This window comes from Methylobacterium sp. DB0501 (genome assembly GCF_011043735.1).
GTDB classification, from domain to species: domain Bacteria; phylum Pseudomonadota; class Alphaproteobacteria; order Rhizobiales; family Beijerinckiaceae; genus Methylobacterium; species Methylobacterium alsaeris.
This window is the reverse complement of record NZ_JAAKGV010000019.1, coordinates 63,577-78,094: the sequence shown is the minus strand read 5'-3', so window position 1 is coordinate 78,094 and position 14,518 is coordinate 63,577. Positions and strand designations below refer to the sequence as shown.

Below are 14,518 nucleotides of genomic sequence, written 5' to 3'. Positions count from 1 at the left end.
CTCCTCAGAACGGGATGTTGTCGGGATCGTAGTCGTGGTGGACGTGTCGGGCGGGCGCCGGCGCCGGGCGCTCCTCCTGCGGGAGGGCGGCCCGGCACTCGTCGGACATCCCGTCGCAGTGGCGCTCGCAGAAGAAGTCCCGGTACTCGTCGTCGGTCAGGCCGACGAAGATGCTGTAGCGCTCGCCGGGGCGGATCCCCCGGCCGGAGGGGCAGTCGTCGCACGAGAGCGGCCACCGGGCGGTGTGCCGGCGGACGATGCCGCCGTCCGCGAAAGAGGGCTCGGGCTCGACGGGGCCGTCCTGCTCCAGGATCGCGCGCTCGCCGCAGCTGAGGCTACGCACGGGCAGCCTCCTCCAGCACGATCGCACGACGCGCCCCGACGCTCTTCATCAGCGGCAACGTCGGGGGCCGGTGGCCGCGCAGCGCGTTGGACAGATCGGCCTCACTCACGCCGTGTTGGCGGGCGTAGGCGACCTGCGACCCGGCCGCACGGACGCCGTCGCGGATGCGGGCGACCACTTCCTCAGTAGAGACTACGCGCGCACGGGGGCGCGCTTCCTCAAGTGCTTTCTTCGACACGGGGAACCCTCCAGCCACCTCGGCGAGGTGTGAGAGAGTATCGGGTGTTGGATCCCGCTTTGCAATATGGCAAGCTCCAAGAAGTAGCCTCCGTCGCCCCGAAAAAGTGACAAACTTTTTGTTTTTTTTCCGGAAACGGCATTCGCGACGGGGTTTTACTGTGAAAAATAAATTCCAGATTTTTCCCAGAATAATCCCTGGACGATGGAGCCTCCTGTGAGCGCCCCCTACAACGAGCCCCCTATCGCCCTCGGCCTGGCGTGGACCGATCGCGGCCTCGGGCGCCGCTACGGGCACACGATGCAGCTGTGGACGGGCGAGGGCGACACCTCGGCGTTCTCCGCGGCGTGGAAGCGCGCGAAGCCGCAGTTGGAAGCCTGCGGCTATTCGTCCAGCCAGGAGCTCGTGCCCTGCTTCTGGCAGCTCCCCGAGCCTGCCCCGGCCGAGCCGGCGCGCCAGGTGATCGAGGCCGCCCTCGCCGCGGTGGCGGCCGAGCAGGCCGAGCGGGTCCGGCGAGAGGAGGAGCGCGCGGCCGCGGAGGTCGCCCGGTGCGCCTCGCGCGCGATACCGGTTCGTAGGGATCTCGCGGGGATCGTGGGGTCTCACCCGTGGCAGCTTCGGCGCCAGCTCGCGGACGCGCAGGAGCTCCTCGCGAGCGAGGCCTGGCGCGAGTGGGACTGCGAGCAGGCTTCCCGCCTCGTGGCGACCGCCAGGGGCAACGCGACCCGCGCGACCACGCGCCTGACCGCGCCGTCTCTCCCCCACTGGTTCGAGCGCGCTGCTGATCCCGCGGTCCAGGCGGCGGCGCTGCAGGCCTGCCGCTTCCTGTCCGACCTCGACCTCGACTGGGCGTCGGACCACAATTCCGCAGGCTGGAGCCAGGCGACGTGTTGGACGGGCCACGCCCTTTCCGAGATGGCGGCGCTCGATCAGGGGGCGGCCGCGCACGCCCTCGCGATCCTCTTCGTGCACAAAAAACAGCTGACCGATTCGTCACGCCACACGCTCTTCGGGGAGCCCAAAAGGACCCCCGAACCGGAGCTTGCCCTCTAGGCGACTTTGCAGCTTGCAAAGGTGCGCGCTTGAATTCGAGCAAGGCCGGGCAGGACCCGGCCTCCACCAGGCAAACGGGGACGGCAGATGGACAAGATCAGGGAAAAGCTTGAGGCAGCTCGCCGGCTGGCGGAGTTCCTATTCGCTCTGGCGAAAGCCTTTGTGCGGCTCATTCGCCGAGCTCTTGGCCTGGCCGACGAGGGCGCGGATTTGATCATGGATGACCTGCGCACGGCGTGGCGCGGTGCCAAGACGGCGAACGAGACGGTGGGCCGCGGCCTGGACGCCACGGTCGGAGAGCCGGCCCTGGCGCTCGCCAGGACCGCCGGTGGCGCCGCGATCGGCGGCGCGAACTTCGTGGGCAAGCTGCTCGGAGGCCTCCTCCCACAGCGGCCGGCGAGCCCGTCGCAGCTGGCCGCCCAGGTCGCAGCGGCCGACACCGCCCGCACTCGCAACGACGGCCCCGCGTACAGCCCGCCCCCCGCCGCCGTCCCGCTGCAGGACCTGTCGCTGCCGGCCCTCGTCCGCCAGTACGCGGGAGCTGGTCTGCGCGAGGGGGGTGAGATGAAAGTCGCGGCGCTCCATCTGCAGCGCCCCCTCCCGACCGAGATGGCGGAGTGGCTGAAGGAATTGGAGCCGGTCGCCCGCATGCGCCTGGCGATCGCGAGCCCCGATGCGATCGAGAGGCATCTGAACGCTCGCTCGAACGACGACCTGATCCCCGGGGTCCCCCGCGGCCCGAAGCCGGTCGACCTGGACGCAGCCCTAGCCGCGGCCCGGGCGAGCTTCCGGGCCGAGAAGACGGCGATCGCAGCGGGCATCTCCCCGGCGCCCGCCGAGCCGGAGGCCCGCCCGGAGAAGCGCCCTTTCGACGGGCTGGACGGCGCTGATCTCGGGGCCGTCGCCTACGCCCGCTAAGGTAATCTGCGAACGAGAAAGGGCCGCCGGATCCCCTCCGGCGGCCCTTTCTCTTGGAGATGCCCCCTTAGATCAGGCCGGCTCGACGGGCGTAAGCGACCGCCTCGCTCTTCAACCCGGCGATCTGCGCCTGCGCTGCGGCCAACTCGCGACGCAGGCGGGCGTTCTCTGCGTCTAAAGCGGCCGCGGCATCGACAGCCTGCTCCTCGATCGCCCGGCTCTCGATCAGGCGCATCTCCAAGTCGGCCACCGCGTAGATCCCGTCCCGCCGGCGACGGGCTTCCTGCTCGCGATAGCCAGCGATAGACAGCTGGAGGGCACCGAAGATGGTCGCCCCGCGGTTAGCGACGTCGAAGGCCAAATGGGCTGCGGGGTTCGACATGGGGGCCTCCGGGGATCTCGTGTGCCCCAAGATGGGCCTGGCCGACTTCCCCACGCAAGTCCTCGAATTCGCGTTTCAGAATTCATCCCTGGCCGGCGGTTAACGCGTGACAGCGGGAAGTCGACTTTTCGCGGAAGAGGTCTACTCCCCCCGTTACTCCTAGGCTCTGCAACGCGGAACTCAAACTCTGTAACGCGGTCCTCACGGTGCCGCACGCGACGCTTTCGGGGGCGTCAGGACGCGCTTCCGGATCGCCTCGACGACTGCGGCTCGCTCGAATTTGGGCTTCGACGGGTCCGCTTCGTGCGCTGCATACGAGCGAGACATAGCGAGGTCCCTCGCGTACCGGAGGAGCTCGACGGGATCGATCGAGGCAGGGCTTTTCAGCAGAGTGAGCCGCAGGGCGTCGACGATCACCCGCTCGATCGCGGTGGGATCCGGGACGCCATCGGCGCGCTGGCGTTCGCGCTGCAGGTTCTTGCGGCGGGCTGCCTCGCGGCGTTCCCACGCAGTCTGCTGACGAGTGTCCCGAGCGTATCGGTGGACCGGCAGGTATTCAAGATCGGGGGCGATGGGCGTGCGCATGCATGCAGGATGCGACACGGTCACGAAAGCCACCAGGACACTGTCACACATTTCTGAACAACGTGAGTGCAGAGAACTCGTGTTGAGTGCACGGCGACGCGAGGTGCACTCAACATAGGTTGGTGAAGCCGAAGCGCTCGATCGCGCCGGCGATCTGCCGGACCTGCGCGTCGCTGTGCTCGCGCGCGTTGCCGTCGAACCCGCGCAGGGTACGCACCCCCACGATTTCGATGGCTGCGTACCTGAGACGATGGTCGGTGCGCACCTGCTAACCCCCTGAAGCTTCAGGCCCCGCGCCCTCCGGTGCGTACCTGCGTACCCAAATTTTTCGGTTGAGCCTGGCGGCCTGTCGGACGCGACCTCCAGGAAGTGCACCACCCCTCGGGGAAGGACCCGTGACGGGTACCCCCCTCCCTCCGGCGGATGGGACCGGGGGCGGGCGACCATCCCTCAGCCGCGGATGGCCGCGGCAATCCAGGGCGTGCCCTCGCGCGGCCACGCCGCCTCGTCGTAGGCGACGCGCACGGGCTTCACGCCGGCCGGGAGGGTGATGACCGCACCCTCGGTGAAGCCGACGTAGCGGACACGGCCGGCCCGCACGGCATCGGCCACCTCACGGGTGACGGAGCCTGCCCGCAGGTCGGCGGGGGTGACGATGACGGGGATGCTGCGGTGCGTGCCCACGGCGCCCTGATCCAAGAGGGACGCAGGCGGCCACGAGGGCGCCCGCGTCGAGGAGCGGGCGTGGAAGGTTGGAAGCCGCCCGTGGGGTCAGCCTCGGCGGGGGGCGTGCACCCGCCAACACATGCCGGTCGGGGTCAGGCTTGGCGCTTGGCCCTGCGCTTGGCCCGGCGCCGCTCCTCCGCCTCCTCGGCCGCCACCCTGCCGAGTACGTCGATCACCATGGCGTCGTCGGCCTCGGTGGCGGGCCTGGAGGGTACGTGGGAGGCGGGCGCGAGGGGCAGCTCGGAGCGGCTCTCGATCCACTCCCGCCCGACCTTCACCCGCACGATGTCGTAGGCCTCGGTGGCGCTGCGGTACTCCGTGAGGAAGGGCGTGATCCGCTTCACCACCATCCCGACATGCGACGGCCCGCCAGCCTCGGGAGGCGTGACGGGCCGTGTGTCCTCGTGGGGTGGTGCCTCATCGCGAACGAAAGGAGTGTAGGACGGAGCGTCGGTGGCTTCAAGCGCCGGAACGGCCTCGGGCGCTATTTCAATATACCGTGACGAAACGCGAGGGGCCTCCGCCTTGGCCTTGGCCTCGCGGATCGCCTTGTCGAGGAGCGTCGCCTTCACGCCGAGCCGCTCGCACAACTGCGGCCGGGAGAGCCCTTCCGCCTCCCGCAGGGCGATCGCCTGGTGGCCGAGGGCGAGGCGCTCGGCCTGCGCGGTGGCGCGGGGCTTAGCCCCCCTGGCGATGCGGGCCTTCGCCTGCCGCTCCGCCGCCCGCTCGGCTATCATCGAGAGCGGGCGCAGGATCCTGAGGTCGAGGGCGCGGGCGGTCGCCTCGTCGATGCGGAAGTCGTGTACCAGCACCTGCGGCCCGAACCGGTAGAAGAACGTCTTACGGGCTTCGCCGCCGGCCTGGCGGGCATCGAGGGCCCGGCGCTTCCGGATCACGGTCCCGGCCTCCCGCACGGCGTCCGCGGGCCTGCGGTAGCCGAGGCGCTTGGCATGGGCCTCGACCTCGGCCTTCAGCGCGTCGGCGCCCAAGCGGCAAGCCCACAGGCGGGCGAATGCGAACAAGAACCTCCCGTGCGATCCATCGTCCTCCTCCGTCCGCGCGACCGGTGCGCCTGCCGGGTAGCGGTGGTCGAGGAGCTTCCAGAGATCGCTCTCGATCGCGTTGCGGTACGTCTCGGCGGTCAGGCCCCCGCCGCCCCGCTTCCCGGATGCCCCTGGAACCGCATTAGGCTGGCGCCTGGCGGCCTTCCGCTCCTTGGCCTTGCTCCGGTACTCCCGGCACTCTTCGGGGCTGTACGGCAGGATCTCGGCGGCGAGGGCCCGGAACGTGTAGCGCTCGATCTGGCCCACGGTCGCAGGCCAGATCATCCGCACGTCCAGGCGGCGGTTCGACGTGCCGACGAGGCGCAGGTTGCCCGTGGGGGCCGCGGCATTCTCATCGGATCCCATGTCCGAGAACACGCTCAGGAGGCGCTTCTGCACCGCCCTCCAGGCCGGCAAGGCGATGGAAGGGACGGCTTCAGTGAGCCAGACGATATGCAAGCCGCGACCCGACGCGACGACGTACGAGGGCGCCGGGATGCGGGACTGGTGGCACCGGTCGAGGATGTCCCAGACCAGCTCGTGCGAGGGCCGGTGCTGGTAGTCGCCTCGCTTGTAGCAATCGCACTCACACCACACGGCGCGGAGATGGAGCAAGTTCGGGAGGCTCTTGTCCGGCCAGGAGTGATAGTCCGCCCCCAACGCGCCGCGGGGGCGGAACGAGGACATCGCGACGAGGATCTCGCCGACGCCGTCGTCGAAGCTCTCGACGGTGCGGACTAACTCGTCTGTCGTCGCACCGGCTTGGAGATACACCTTCCGTTCGACACGGGTCCCGTTCCTGCCGACGACCCATTCGCTGTCACGGCGGCCGAGGACGAGCATGCCCGTCGACCCTGGCGGGAAGATCAGGCCGGCATGCTGGACGGGCGTGAGGCGGGCGGTAGGCAGGTCCGCAGGGAGCGAAGCCGAAGCGGGTCCGGGGCCGAGGAACCGGCACGCGCGGACGCTGGACGATAGACGGGAGGACACGTCGCGATGACCTCTGACTGAGAGGCTCGTCGCAGGGCACCACGTCCACAACGAGCCGGATCGAACTCCAGGAGGATACCCTGAGGCGCGGCAGTAGCAAGTGTTACGGCTTCGCCAAGGGGATCTATAGCCCGTGACGAAACGCGAGAGGGGGCAGCTAGAGGAGGGACGGGTGTCGATCCACGCGTCCGCCCTCTCTGAGTGATGGCTTCGCCAAGGGGGACTATCACCCTTGACGGAACGCGAGGGGCTCAGCGAGCCGTCCAGAAAACGAATCGGCCATCCTTCGCGATCGGGACGGTGCGTCACCGCGCCGCGCCCGTTCTGGCGCGGAACCAAGCCGCCCCTGAGGCGCTGCCTTCCCCTCGCACTTGCAACTGCGCAATCGAGTGGTGCCGTTCTTACTTCTGGCAGCCTTGTGCGCCCAACCGTCGCACCGGAGCTCAAACTTAAATTTCATGTCTCATGGGGGTTGACCGTCCTCATGAATTTGTGACATATAAATTTACACGGTGCCTCTGAGCCGCGAACGCTAGCAATCCTTGCATCTGTCAGTGCTCAGGTAGGCCGCCAGAGCCTTGGATGTTTGGATCTCAGCAAATAGAGATGATCATACATTCGTTAGTTTAGAAGTGGAATCAAGTCTTGCATATAGTTAGCTTGGAAAAAGACACCCCGTTGTCGCGCGAGGAGATTTCTGAAATTGCATTGTCTCTCTATGGACCGGGTAAGAAGTGGTATTCTGAGCTGGCACGAGATCTTACTAGAATTAGAGGTACCGACGCTGCAATCAGTACTGCCGCGGTTCATCAATGGATGAATGCTGATAATCGCTCCCCGCCTTGGTGGGCTACGGTTTTGATCTATCGACTTCTCGCGGAAAAACGCTCCGAGTTGATGTTACGTGCGGCACGGCTGCAATCATGGATAGTTGAGATGGAAGACAATCGTATCAGTCCGAACTCTAGGAGAATGCTTATGAAGCACGATGTATAGGAGCATATGCCTTGCGAAAATCCGACTGAACTTTGGTGAATATGAAAGATGCGATGGAGTAATTGAATGTTGCCGAGCATGATTGTGAAGATTGAGCTACGTAAAAATCATATCTCTATTTGCGGTACGCCGCTTAAATATCTGTGGAGTGATGATTTGGAATTTATTCGGTCTGAAAAATCGATAAAATTGCCTGCTGTGATCGATGCAAAGGATCTTTCAAATATATACGTTCTGGTAGGAAGTCGTCGCTTCCTTGTTGAAGCAATGACTAAGCCTGACGCAAAAATGTATGAATTTACGGTGCAGGAGAATCTTTGGGGTGAAATTTCATTGCAATTATTAAGAAAAACTAAGGGCTCAAAGAAATACAATGAAGAACAAAGTTGGATTGATGCAGAGATTGCGCCGCCTCCAAGGGTCTGTTTATTGAAGAAAGATCAGATCAAATCATATCTTGCGAAAGAAATCATTTTCACGTCGAGAATATCGATAAGTCGGACAGCGATCAATGATGGCCGCTGCGCATGATGCAGCGCGTCCACCGCGAGAGCTTAGTCTGCGATCGCCGGTCTGAATTAAACGGGTATGATGTCAGCCTCAACGAGGAGGCACAGAGCATCAAGATCTACGAGGTCGAGGCAGATACGGGTCGGAGGTCCCTGATCCTACATCTCGGCATCGACACGACGCGCCGCCAGGTCAAGCTCTCGACCGCAGCCTGGAAGGCTAAGCGCGAGAAAGAACTCCGCGAGGGGGCGGACCGCGTCCGGCAGGGGATCAAAGCCCTGCTTGAGATCGAGGCCGCCTAAGCCCCGCCTCAGAGGAGCCACCCACCATCACGGTGTGCGTGGCGTAGTTATCCAGGATCACGTGGATCAGTTTGCCGGCCGGCACCGCCGCCTCGATGGTGTTGAGGAAGCGCAGGAACTCGCCGTGGCGGTGACGCTGCATGCAGCGGCCGATCACCGTGCCCTCCAGTACATCGAGCGCGGCAAACAGCGTCGTGGTGCCGTGGCGGACGTAGTCGTGGGTCTGTGTCTCGGGGCGACCTGGCGTGACGGGCCGGCTTGGACGAGTGCGCTTCAAGGCCTGGATCTGGCTCTTATCGTCAAGGGAGAGCACGACGGCGTGGCGCGGTGGGTCCATGTAGAGGCCGACGATGTCCTCGACCTTCTCGGCGAAGGCTGGATCGTTCGAGCGCTTGAAGCTGCGGACGCGATGCGGCTGGAGGCGATGGGCATCCCAGATGCGCTGGACCGACCGCAAGGAGATCCCGACGGCCTGCGCCAGGGCGCGGCCGGTCCAGTGGGTGACTTCACCGGGCGGTTCGGAGCAGGTCAGGGTGAGCACCTCAGCGACGGTGTCGGTGGAGTGGGGCGGCTTGCCAGGCGGACGGGTCTTGTCGCGCAGCAGTCCCTCAACGCCTTCCTCGGCATAGCGCTGTTGCCAGCGCCAGACGGCTGGCCGGCTGACGCCGGCCCGGTGGGCGACGTCGAGGACGGAGAGGCGTTCGGCCGAGAGCAGGACGATGCGGGCGCGCTGGATGTGCTTGAGAGACCGCGCTCGATCGGCGACGATAGCGGACAAGCGCGCCAGGTCGGCGGCGCTGGGGACCACGCAGACAGTCTGAGCCATGCCTCAGACTCGCATGGCTCAGGCCTCCTGTGAATCCTCTGAATGCGTCAATGCATTAGGGGCCGGTGGTACAAAACGAACTCCGCTCACGTATCATGTACGACATTTTATAGGTGCTGCAATGAGCGGCGCATCGTCGTCTATCAACTTAGAGAGTAATATTAAATCAGGTTCATCAGCTGTCTCGCGAGTCCTTCTCTCGGTCCTTTATGGTGAGGCTCGATCCAAATTTGGCGTGTCTCGGATAGGCCAGCCCCATACCGTTGCTTGCGCCAGTGTCCTCGCACCCAAACCGGGCAGAGCAGCGGGCTATGCTGACCAGTCGTCGCAGCCTTGGGGAGACTTCTCCGTGTCACCTCCGGCACAAGACCAATCCTTTTAATCCTAAATAGAGAACGAACCTCGTCACTATTATCGTGATTATTATTCTCTCGTAAGTACGCGGCACGCCGTACCCGATCAGACGGCAACTGGCTGGCCCATATTGCTGGTGCTGCTGCGGCCTGGAGCGAACTTTCCTGAAAAAGTACTGCTCCGACCATTCTTTCCATTAAGCGGCAAAAGTCAGGGACTGACAGTCCGCTGGTCGCAATTAAATCTAGAGTTGATAGTATTTGACCGGCGAGATCATCTAAAGCGCTGCCTAACAATTCATCGTGAACATCGTCCGTCCCAATTTTCCAGACGAGACGGCGCTTGCACCGCATGTCCTTTGGCGCCAGCACAACAGAGATGGTAGGATGATGTAAATCTCCAAATTGAATCCCGATATTGTGCATTTCGGCAACGCCGTTGTCTACGAATATTGCTCCTACCTGCACAGATTCTGAAACCATCCAGGAATTAAGTGGGAAATCGATATATAGGATCGGCAATTCGTAGCAACGATCTAGCCATTCGGTGATTCTGGGTTCTTTCGACGCCATTTTCACAAGATGCGGTACTATATGGCGGTCTAATCTCAAATTACGAGGCGGTACTGCCTCTGTGTTGATCGTATCAAATGCAAAAAAAGAGCACATTACAGAAAGAAAACGTTCCGACTCCGGTAGATCCTCGCCGCGACGCTGTGCCTCTACTGCTTTCATAGCGCATCGAGATGTGAGAACGCGCATGGCGCCCTCTGGTGTCTTCAGATCGTCGGGAAGCCGCACGCTAGCAGCCCGGTAAACCGTACGCTGCAGTTCGCATCGGGTCCAGGCGAACCAGTCCAACCATGTTACGGTCATTGGAATACCACTGAAAATGCGCCACTCTGAGCAACAATGCGTCGCAAATCGTGATTTTGCTTATCAAAATTAGTTAGAATTTTCTGCAATTTTTATAGTTCGTTTTGTTTTCGTCACAGATTGCCTGATGATGTTTAACGACCGCATGGTGCACGCATTGTATGATCTGCGGAGAGGTCGGCGTCTCCGTGGATCCCGCCCCCCGACAGACGAGGTGGCCTTAGTATAGTTGCTAATCAACAATATTGGAGAGTGAGCAGACGCATGTATCGGGAGCCCCGGTGGCCATAACATTCTGGTGTCGTGGCCGCCACATACAGGTCCGCTTCTTCCTAACGACCGGACGTCTGGGTCAGTAGGCTCGAATGTCTGCAAGGGGTCAGCAGTTCGCATGCCGCGATCTCGGCTGTGCGCCATATGCGGCCTTTCGGACAGACCTGCTGGAATAGCCGCTTGGCCTTCAAGAGCTGTTCATTGGCATGTGATGGCAGGTCCGGGTGGCCATAACAGCCTGGATCAGTCGCCTTCCTTCCCAAACGCCTCGGTACCTTAGCGGACCAGGGCGAGCGCCGCCTCCGCGTCACCGCGGCGGAGCACCCTGAAGTCCTTGCCGGCAAGCTGGTTGTAGTGTCCGAAGAACGCCTCGACCTCGTCCAACATGCCCGGGCGCAGGTCGTCGAGCGCGTGGATGTGCGCGTGGGTCCTGGCCTTTACCGCCACCCCGACCAATCGGTCGTTGCGCTCCCAGGTGCCGTCGCGCTCCCGTTGCTCGGCCTGGATGACGCCGACCAGGCGCGCTTCCAGCACGCAGCCTGGGAAGGCCGGAGCGTCGAGCAGGAGCAGGACGTCGAGCGGGTCGCCGTCGGCGCCCTTTGTCGAGGGGATCATGCCGAAGTCGTGCGGGAAGCTCGTGCCCTCGGGCAGCACCATCTTGAACTGAAAGGCGCCGAACGCCTCGGAGTAGGCGTACTTGTTCGGGCTGCCCTTCGGCGTCTCGACGACAACGTGCACATGGCCGTCGTCGGAGTAGATCGGCAGGCGGCTCAGCGGCGGTGCGGTCTGAGGCAAGTGCGGGCACTCCGGTGCGGTGCCGCCAACAGACGACCGCCGATCCGTGAACTCGGGCGGAGTATAGGGGATCCACCTAGGCCGTCCAGGCGGGCGCCGGTGCGGCTCGTGGAAGGTCGCATAACCGGGAACGGCACGAGTGACGCGTTCTCCCCCGAGCGCTGCTGCGTTGCGGACCGTCCCGCGCCCGGTCGCCGCACCCCTCGCGTCGCCGGACCGCGTGCCGCCGGCCCTAGAACAACCTCGACCGGAACGTGCCGCGCGCATCCCCGTTGTCGTGCGCTCGCCCCGGGCGTGGGGCCATGAACACGGAGGGACCCATGAGCATCTTCGGGTCGATCATGTCGAAGATCTTCGGCGGCGCCGCGAGCGCCCAGGCCGCGGCACCGAATGCCTCGGAGACGCCGAGCGTCTCGGCCGCGGCGCAGGGACGGGACGGCCCGACCGGGTCGGCCAGCAGCGCCGCCGCTCCCTCGATGAGCGGGGCGCCGTCGCCGGTGGCGGAAGGACAAGCGGGGGTCGCCGGGCAGGCGAACGTCGACGTCGGCCAAGTCCTGGCCGACCTCGCGGCCGGGAAGGGCCAGACCCTCGACTACAAACGCTCCATCGTCGACCTCCTGAAGCTGCTCGACCTCGACAGCAGCTTGCAGGCACGCAAGCAGCTCGCCGACGAGTTGCACTACACGGGCGACAAGGAGGACTCGGCCACGATGAACGTCTGGCTGCACAAGCAGGTCGTGCAGAAGCTCGCCGAGAACGGCGGCAAGGTGCCGGACGACCTCAAGCACGCGTAGAACGCGCCGGGAAAGCGGCCGACGGAACCAGGCGGCGGCCGGGGGGGCTTCCCGGTCACCACCCGGGGAGAGGATCATGACCGAGAAGAAGGGCCACGGCAGCGCGACGGCCAGGAAGGCCAATGCCAAGGCAAGCCACGAGGGCAAGTCGAACCCGCGAACCTCGTCCTCGGCCCAGCTCGGCAAGAAAGGCGGCAAGGGCAAGTAGGCGTCCCGCAGGGCGTCGAGGTCGCTCCCGCCTTGCAACCCTGCGCTCCCGGTCTTTGACGCCGCGCGGTGTCGAGCCGGCCGGTCCGGCCTGAGGCGTACGGAGCAAGGGACCCTTGCCGTCAGCGAGCGTTGTTACGGGCCCGCCTCGGCTGGCACATCCCCGGAGCGTCGCGTATGGAACAAGGTGTGGCCACGGCGGTCCTGTGCATCGTCGCCGGCGGGGTCGCCGCCCAGGTCGTGGCCGCACGGCTCCGTGTCCCGGCCATCGTCCTCCTGCTCGGACTGGGCTTCCTCGTCGGCCCCGTGCTCGGCCTCCTGCATCCCTCCGAGGCTTTCGGGCCGAACCTCCGCCCCTTGATCGGTCTCGCCGTCGCGGTCGTGGTGTTCGAGGGCGGCCTCGCCCTGGACTTGCGCGAGCTCAGGGCCGCCGGCGGGGGTGTGCTGCGCCTCACCGCCATCGCGCTGCCCATCAACTTCGTGCTGGGCACGCTCGCCGCGTATTGGGTCGGCGGCATGCTTTGGGGACCAGCGGCCGTGTTCGGCGCGATCCTGGTCGTCACCGGCCCCACCGTCATCCTGCCGCTTCTGCGCCACGCCCGGCTGGAGCGCCGCTCGGCCTCGTTCCTGAAGTGGGAGGCCATCGTCAACGATCCCGTCGGGGCGATCCTGACGGCCATCGTCATCGAGGTTCTGGTCGGCTCGGGCCACCGGTCGGGCGGGGAGGCCGTGACCGACCTCGCGCTGCATCTCGCCGAGGGTATCGGGGCCGCCGCGATCCTCGGTGTCGGCTCCGCCTTCCTCGTGGCGTGGGCCTTCAGGCGAGACCTCGTACCCGAGACCCTCAAGACGCCGCTGCTGCTCGCGCTGGCGTTCGTCGCCTACGCCGTGCCCAACCTCCTGATGCACGAGGCCGGGCTGATCGGCGCGACGGCGTTCGGCATCGCGCTGGCCAACCTCCACGTGGCCGGCATCGCGGAACTCCGCCGCTTCAAAGAGGCGCTCGTCGTCCTCCTGGTCTCGTGCCTCTTCGTCGTCCTCACGGCCGATCTCGACCTCGCCGTCCTCGGCAAGCTGTCCCTGCCCATCCTGGCCTTGACGGCCGCGACCTTGTTCGTGGTGCGACCCGCGGCGATCTGGCTGGCCACGTGGCGCAGCGACATGACATGGCGCGAGCGCCTGTTCGTCGGCTGGATCGGCCCGCGCGGCATCGTGGCGGCGGCGGTCGCCGGCTTGGCCGGCCCGAGGCTGAGCGAGGCGGGCTACGCCGGCGGCGACCTGATCCAGCCGACGGTGTTCGCGGTCATCGTCGCGACGGTGTTCGCGCACGGCTTCTCGCTCGGGCCGCTGGCACGGCGGCTAGGGCTCTCGGTCGCGGCGGACGCGGAGCGGCTTGCCATCGTCGGGGCCTCGCCGTGGTCGAGCGAGCTCGCCGCGACGCTCCACGAGGCCGGTGTTCCTGTCCTGCTGATCGACACCTACCCCGGGGCCTTGCGCGCGGCCCGGTCGGCGGGAGTGCCGACGTTGCAGGCCGAGCTCCTCTCGCGCCACGCGGAAGAGGGCTTGGCGAACCAGCCGCCGGACTACCTGCTCGCGGCAACCCGGGACGAGCTCTACAACGCCCTAGTCTGCACCCGGCTCGGCCCCGAGCTCGGGCGGGAGCGGGTCTACCAGCTCGCGCCCTCGGCCGACCACCTGCTGCACGCCGAAACCGGCGTCAGCCGGGACCTGCGCGGCAAGGTTCTCGCGGACGGGGGCCTGGACTTCGAGACCTTGGCCGAGCGGCACCGCGCCGGCTGGCGCTTCTCGGTGGCACCCGCCGGTGCCGCGGACGTTGCGGCCACCCCTTGCCTGCTGGTGATCCGCACCGGCGGCCGCCTCGACTTCCCGTCGCCCGAGCACGAGCTCGGCATACCGGAGCAGGGCGACAGGCTGGTCCTGCTCGTGGCGCCTCGCAGGGGTGCCCGGCCGGAGACCGATGCCCGCTCCAACGCCGATGCAGCCACCGGCGAGACGGACCGGCACGCTCGACGTCCGCAATTCACCTGCAATCGTGCCGCATCAACCGCGCCCATCCACTTGGCTGCCGCGACCGAATCCCCCAAGCCAGATGCACCGGCACCGTCGTCACGGCCTCCGGTCCGCCTACCGCGCCGGAAGGCTTCAGCAAGGTGGTGGAGCTCAGGCCTGGGCGAGACACTTGAAGCTGGCCTGCACGACTGCGAGCGTGGAGCTCGCCCCCGTTCCTAAGGGCTGGAACCGGTGACGACAATGTCTGCCACAAAGTTAACTGGACGAACGAGCACAT

General features: G+C 65.4%; 16 protein-coding genes and 1 pseudogene. 7 read left to right on the top strand and 10 right to left on the bottom strand.

Features of this window, described 5'->3' with window-relative positions; translation table 11 throughout:
* Positions 1-4: 4 nt before the first annotated feature.
* Positions 5-343 (bottom strand): hypothetical protein, encoded by a 339-nt coding sequence (locus G4G93_RS25065; RefSeq protein WP_197682142.1) that lies wholly within the window; start codon positions 341-343, stop codon positions 5-7.
* Positions 336-581 carry a hypothetical protein gene (locus tag G4G93_RS25060; RefSeq protein WP_145984691.1) on the bottom strand — a complete coding sequence of 82 codons (246 nt, stop codon included), beginning with the start codon at positions 579-581 and terminating at the stop codon, positions 336-338. Before G4G93_RS25060 ends, G4G93_RS25065 begins: the two co-directional genes overlap by 8 nt.
* A 216-nt stretch (positions 582-797) precedes the next feature.
* Here G4G93_RS25060 and G4G93_RS25055 point away from each other — a divergent pair, with 216 nt between their 5' ends.
* Both G4G93_RS25055 and G4G93_RS25050 read left to right on the top strand, forming a co-directional pair.
* Positions 798-1,634, top strand: a complete 837-nt coding sequence (locus G4G93_RS25055; protein ID WP_060848508.1) for a hypothetical protein — start codon at positions 798-800, stop codon at positions 1,632-1,634.
* A gap of 87 nt (positions 1,635-1,721) precedes the next feature.
* A complete protein-coding gene (locus tag G4G93_RS25050; protein WP_060848509.1) occupies positions 1,722-2,552 on the top strand; it encodes a hypothetical protein in 831 nt (276 codons plus the stop codon).
* Between the two features lie 67 nt (positions 2,553-2,619).
* On the opposite strand, the gene G4G93_RS25045 is transcribed toward G4G93_RS25050, so the two are convergent.
* The 5 genes from G4G93_RS25045 to G4G93_RS25025 all read right to left on the bottom strand — a co-directional run bounded on the left by G4G93_RS25045 (position 2,620) and on the right by G4G93_RS25025 (position 6,062).
* Complete coding sequence (locus G4G93_RS25045) at positions 2,620-2,934, bottom strand: hypothetical protein (protein WP_060848510.1); 315 nt, start codon at positions 2,932-2,934, stop codon at positions 2,620-2,622.
* Positions 2,935-3,135: 201 nt separating this feature from the next.
* Complete coding sequence (locus G4G93_RS25040; RefSeq protein WP_165088421.1) at positions 3,136-3,552, bottom strand: hypothetical protein; 417 nt, start codon at positions 3,550-3,552, stop codon at positions 3,136-3,138.
* A gap of 76 nt (positions 3,553-3,628) precedes the next feature.
* On the bottom strand, positions 3,629-3,784 hold the full coding sequence (locus G4G93_RS25035; RefSeq protein ID WP_165088418.1) for a hypothetical protein: 156 nt from the start codon (positions 3,782-3,784) through the stop codon (positions 3,629-3,631).
* A 185-nt stretch (positions 3,785-3,969) separates the two neighbouring features.
* Positions 3,970-4,203, bottom strand: coding sequence for a hypothetical protein (locus G4G93_RS25030; protein ID WP_060848512.1), 234 nt, complete (start codon positions 4,201-4,203; stop codon positions 3,970-3,972).
* Between the two features lie 134 nt (positions 4,204-4,337).
* Positions 4,338-6,062: a cell envelope integrity protein TolA gene (locus G4G93_RS25025; protein WP_145984693.1), complete on the bottom strand. Its 1,725-nt coding sequence runs from the start codon at positions 6,060-6,062 to the stop codon at positions 4,338-4,340.
* 1,278 nt (positions 6,063-7,340) lie between these two features.
* On the opposite strand from G4G93_RS25025, the gene G4G93_RS25020 reads away from it, so the two are divergent.
* Positions 7,341-7,805: a hypothetical protein gene (locus G4G93_RS25020; RefSeq protein ID WP_145984694.1), complete on the top strand. Its 465-nt coding sequence runs from the start codon at positions 7,341-7,343 to the stop codon at positions 7,803-7,805.
* Positions 7,802-8,086 carry a hypothetical protein gene (locus G4G93_RS25015; RefSeq protein WP_060848514.1) on the top strand — a complete coding sequence of 95 codons (285 nt, stop codon included), beginning with the start codon at positions 7,802-7,804 and terminating at the stop codon, positions 8,084-8,086. The genes G4G93_RS25020 and G4G93_RS25015 overlap by 4 nt, the downstream gene beginning before the upstream one ends.
* A gap of 50 nt (positions 8,087-8,136) precedes the next feature.
* On the opposite strand, the pseudogene G4G93_RS25010 reads toward G4G93_RS25015, so the two are convergent.
* The 3 genes and pseudogenes from G4G93_RS25010 to G4G93_RS25000 all read right to left on the bottom strand — a co-directional run.
* Positions 8,137-8,912, bottom strand: a pseudogene (locus G4G93_RS25010) (IS630 family transposase); the annotation flags it as partial.
* 161 nt (positions 8,913-9,073) lie between these two features.
* On the bottom strand, positions 9,074-10,000 hold the full coding sequence (locus G4G93_RS25005) for a hypothetical protein (RefSeq protein ID WP_165088407.1): 927 nt from the start codon (positions 9,998-10,000) through the stop codon (positions 9,074-9,076).
* A gap of 690 nt (positions 10,001-10,690) precedes the next feature.
* Positions 10,691-11,209 (bottom strand): inorganic diphosphatase, encoded by a 519-nt coding sequence (locus tag G4G93_RS25000; protein ID WP_060848515.1) that lies wholly within the window; start codon positions 11,207-11,209, stop codon positions 10,691-10,693.
* Positions 11,210-11,529: 320 nt separating this feature from the next.
* Between G4G93_RS25000 and G4G93_RS24995 the strand changes: the two genes are divergently transcribed.
* The 3 genes from G4G93_RS24995 to G4G93_RS24990 all read left to right on the top strand — a co-directional run bounded on the left by G4G93_RS24995 (position 11,530) and on the right by G4G93_RS24990 (position 14,460).
* The gene (locus G4G93_RS24995; protein ID WP_060848516.1) at positions 11,530-12,003 is read left to right on the top strand and encodes a DUF3597 domain-containing protein; all 474 of its coding nucleotides are present in this window, start codon (positions 11,530-11,532) and stop codon (positions 12,001-12,003) included.
* Between the two features lie 76 nt (positions 12,004-12,079).
* Positions 12,080-12,211: a hypothetical protein gene (locus G4G93_RS36465; protein ID WP_280141915.1), complete on the top strand. Its 132-nt coding sequence runs from the start codon at positions 12,080-12,082 to the stop codon at positions 12,209-12,211.
* A gap of 176 nt (positions 12,212-12,387) precedes the next feature.
* Positions 12,388-14,460 carry a sodium:proton antiporter gene (locus tag G4G93_RS24990; protein ID WP_244533362.1) on the top strand — a complete coding sequence of 691 codons (2,073 nt, stop codon included), beginning with the start codon at positions 12,388-12,390 and terminating at the stop codon, positions 14,458-14,460.
* Positions 14,461-14,518: the final 58 nt, after the last annotated feature.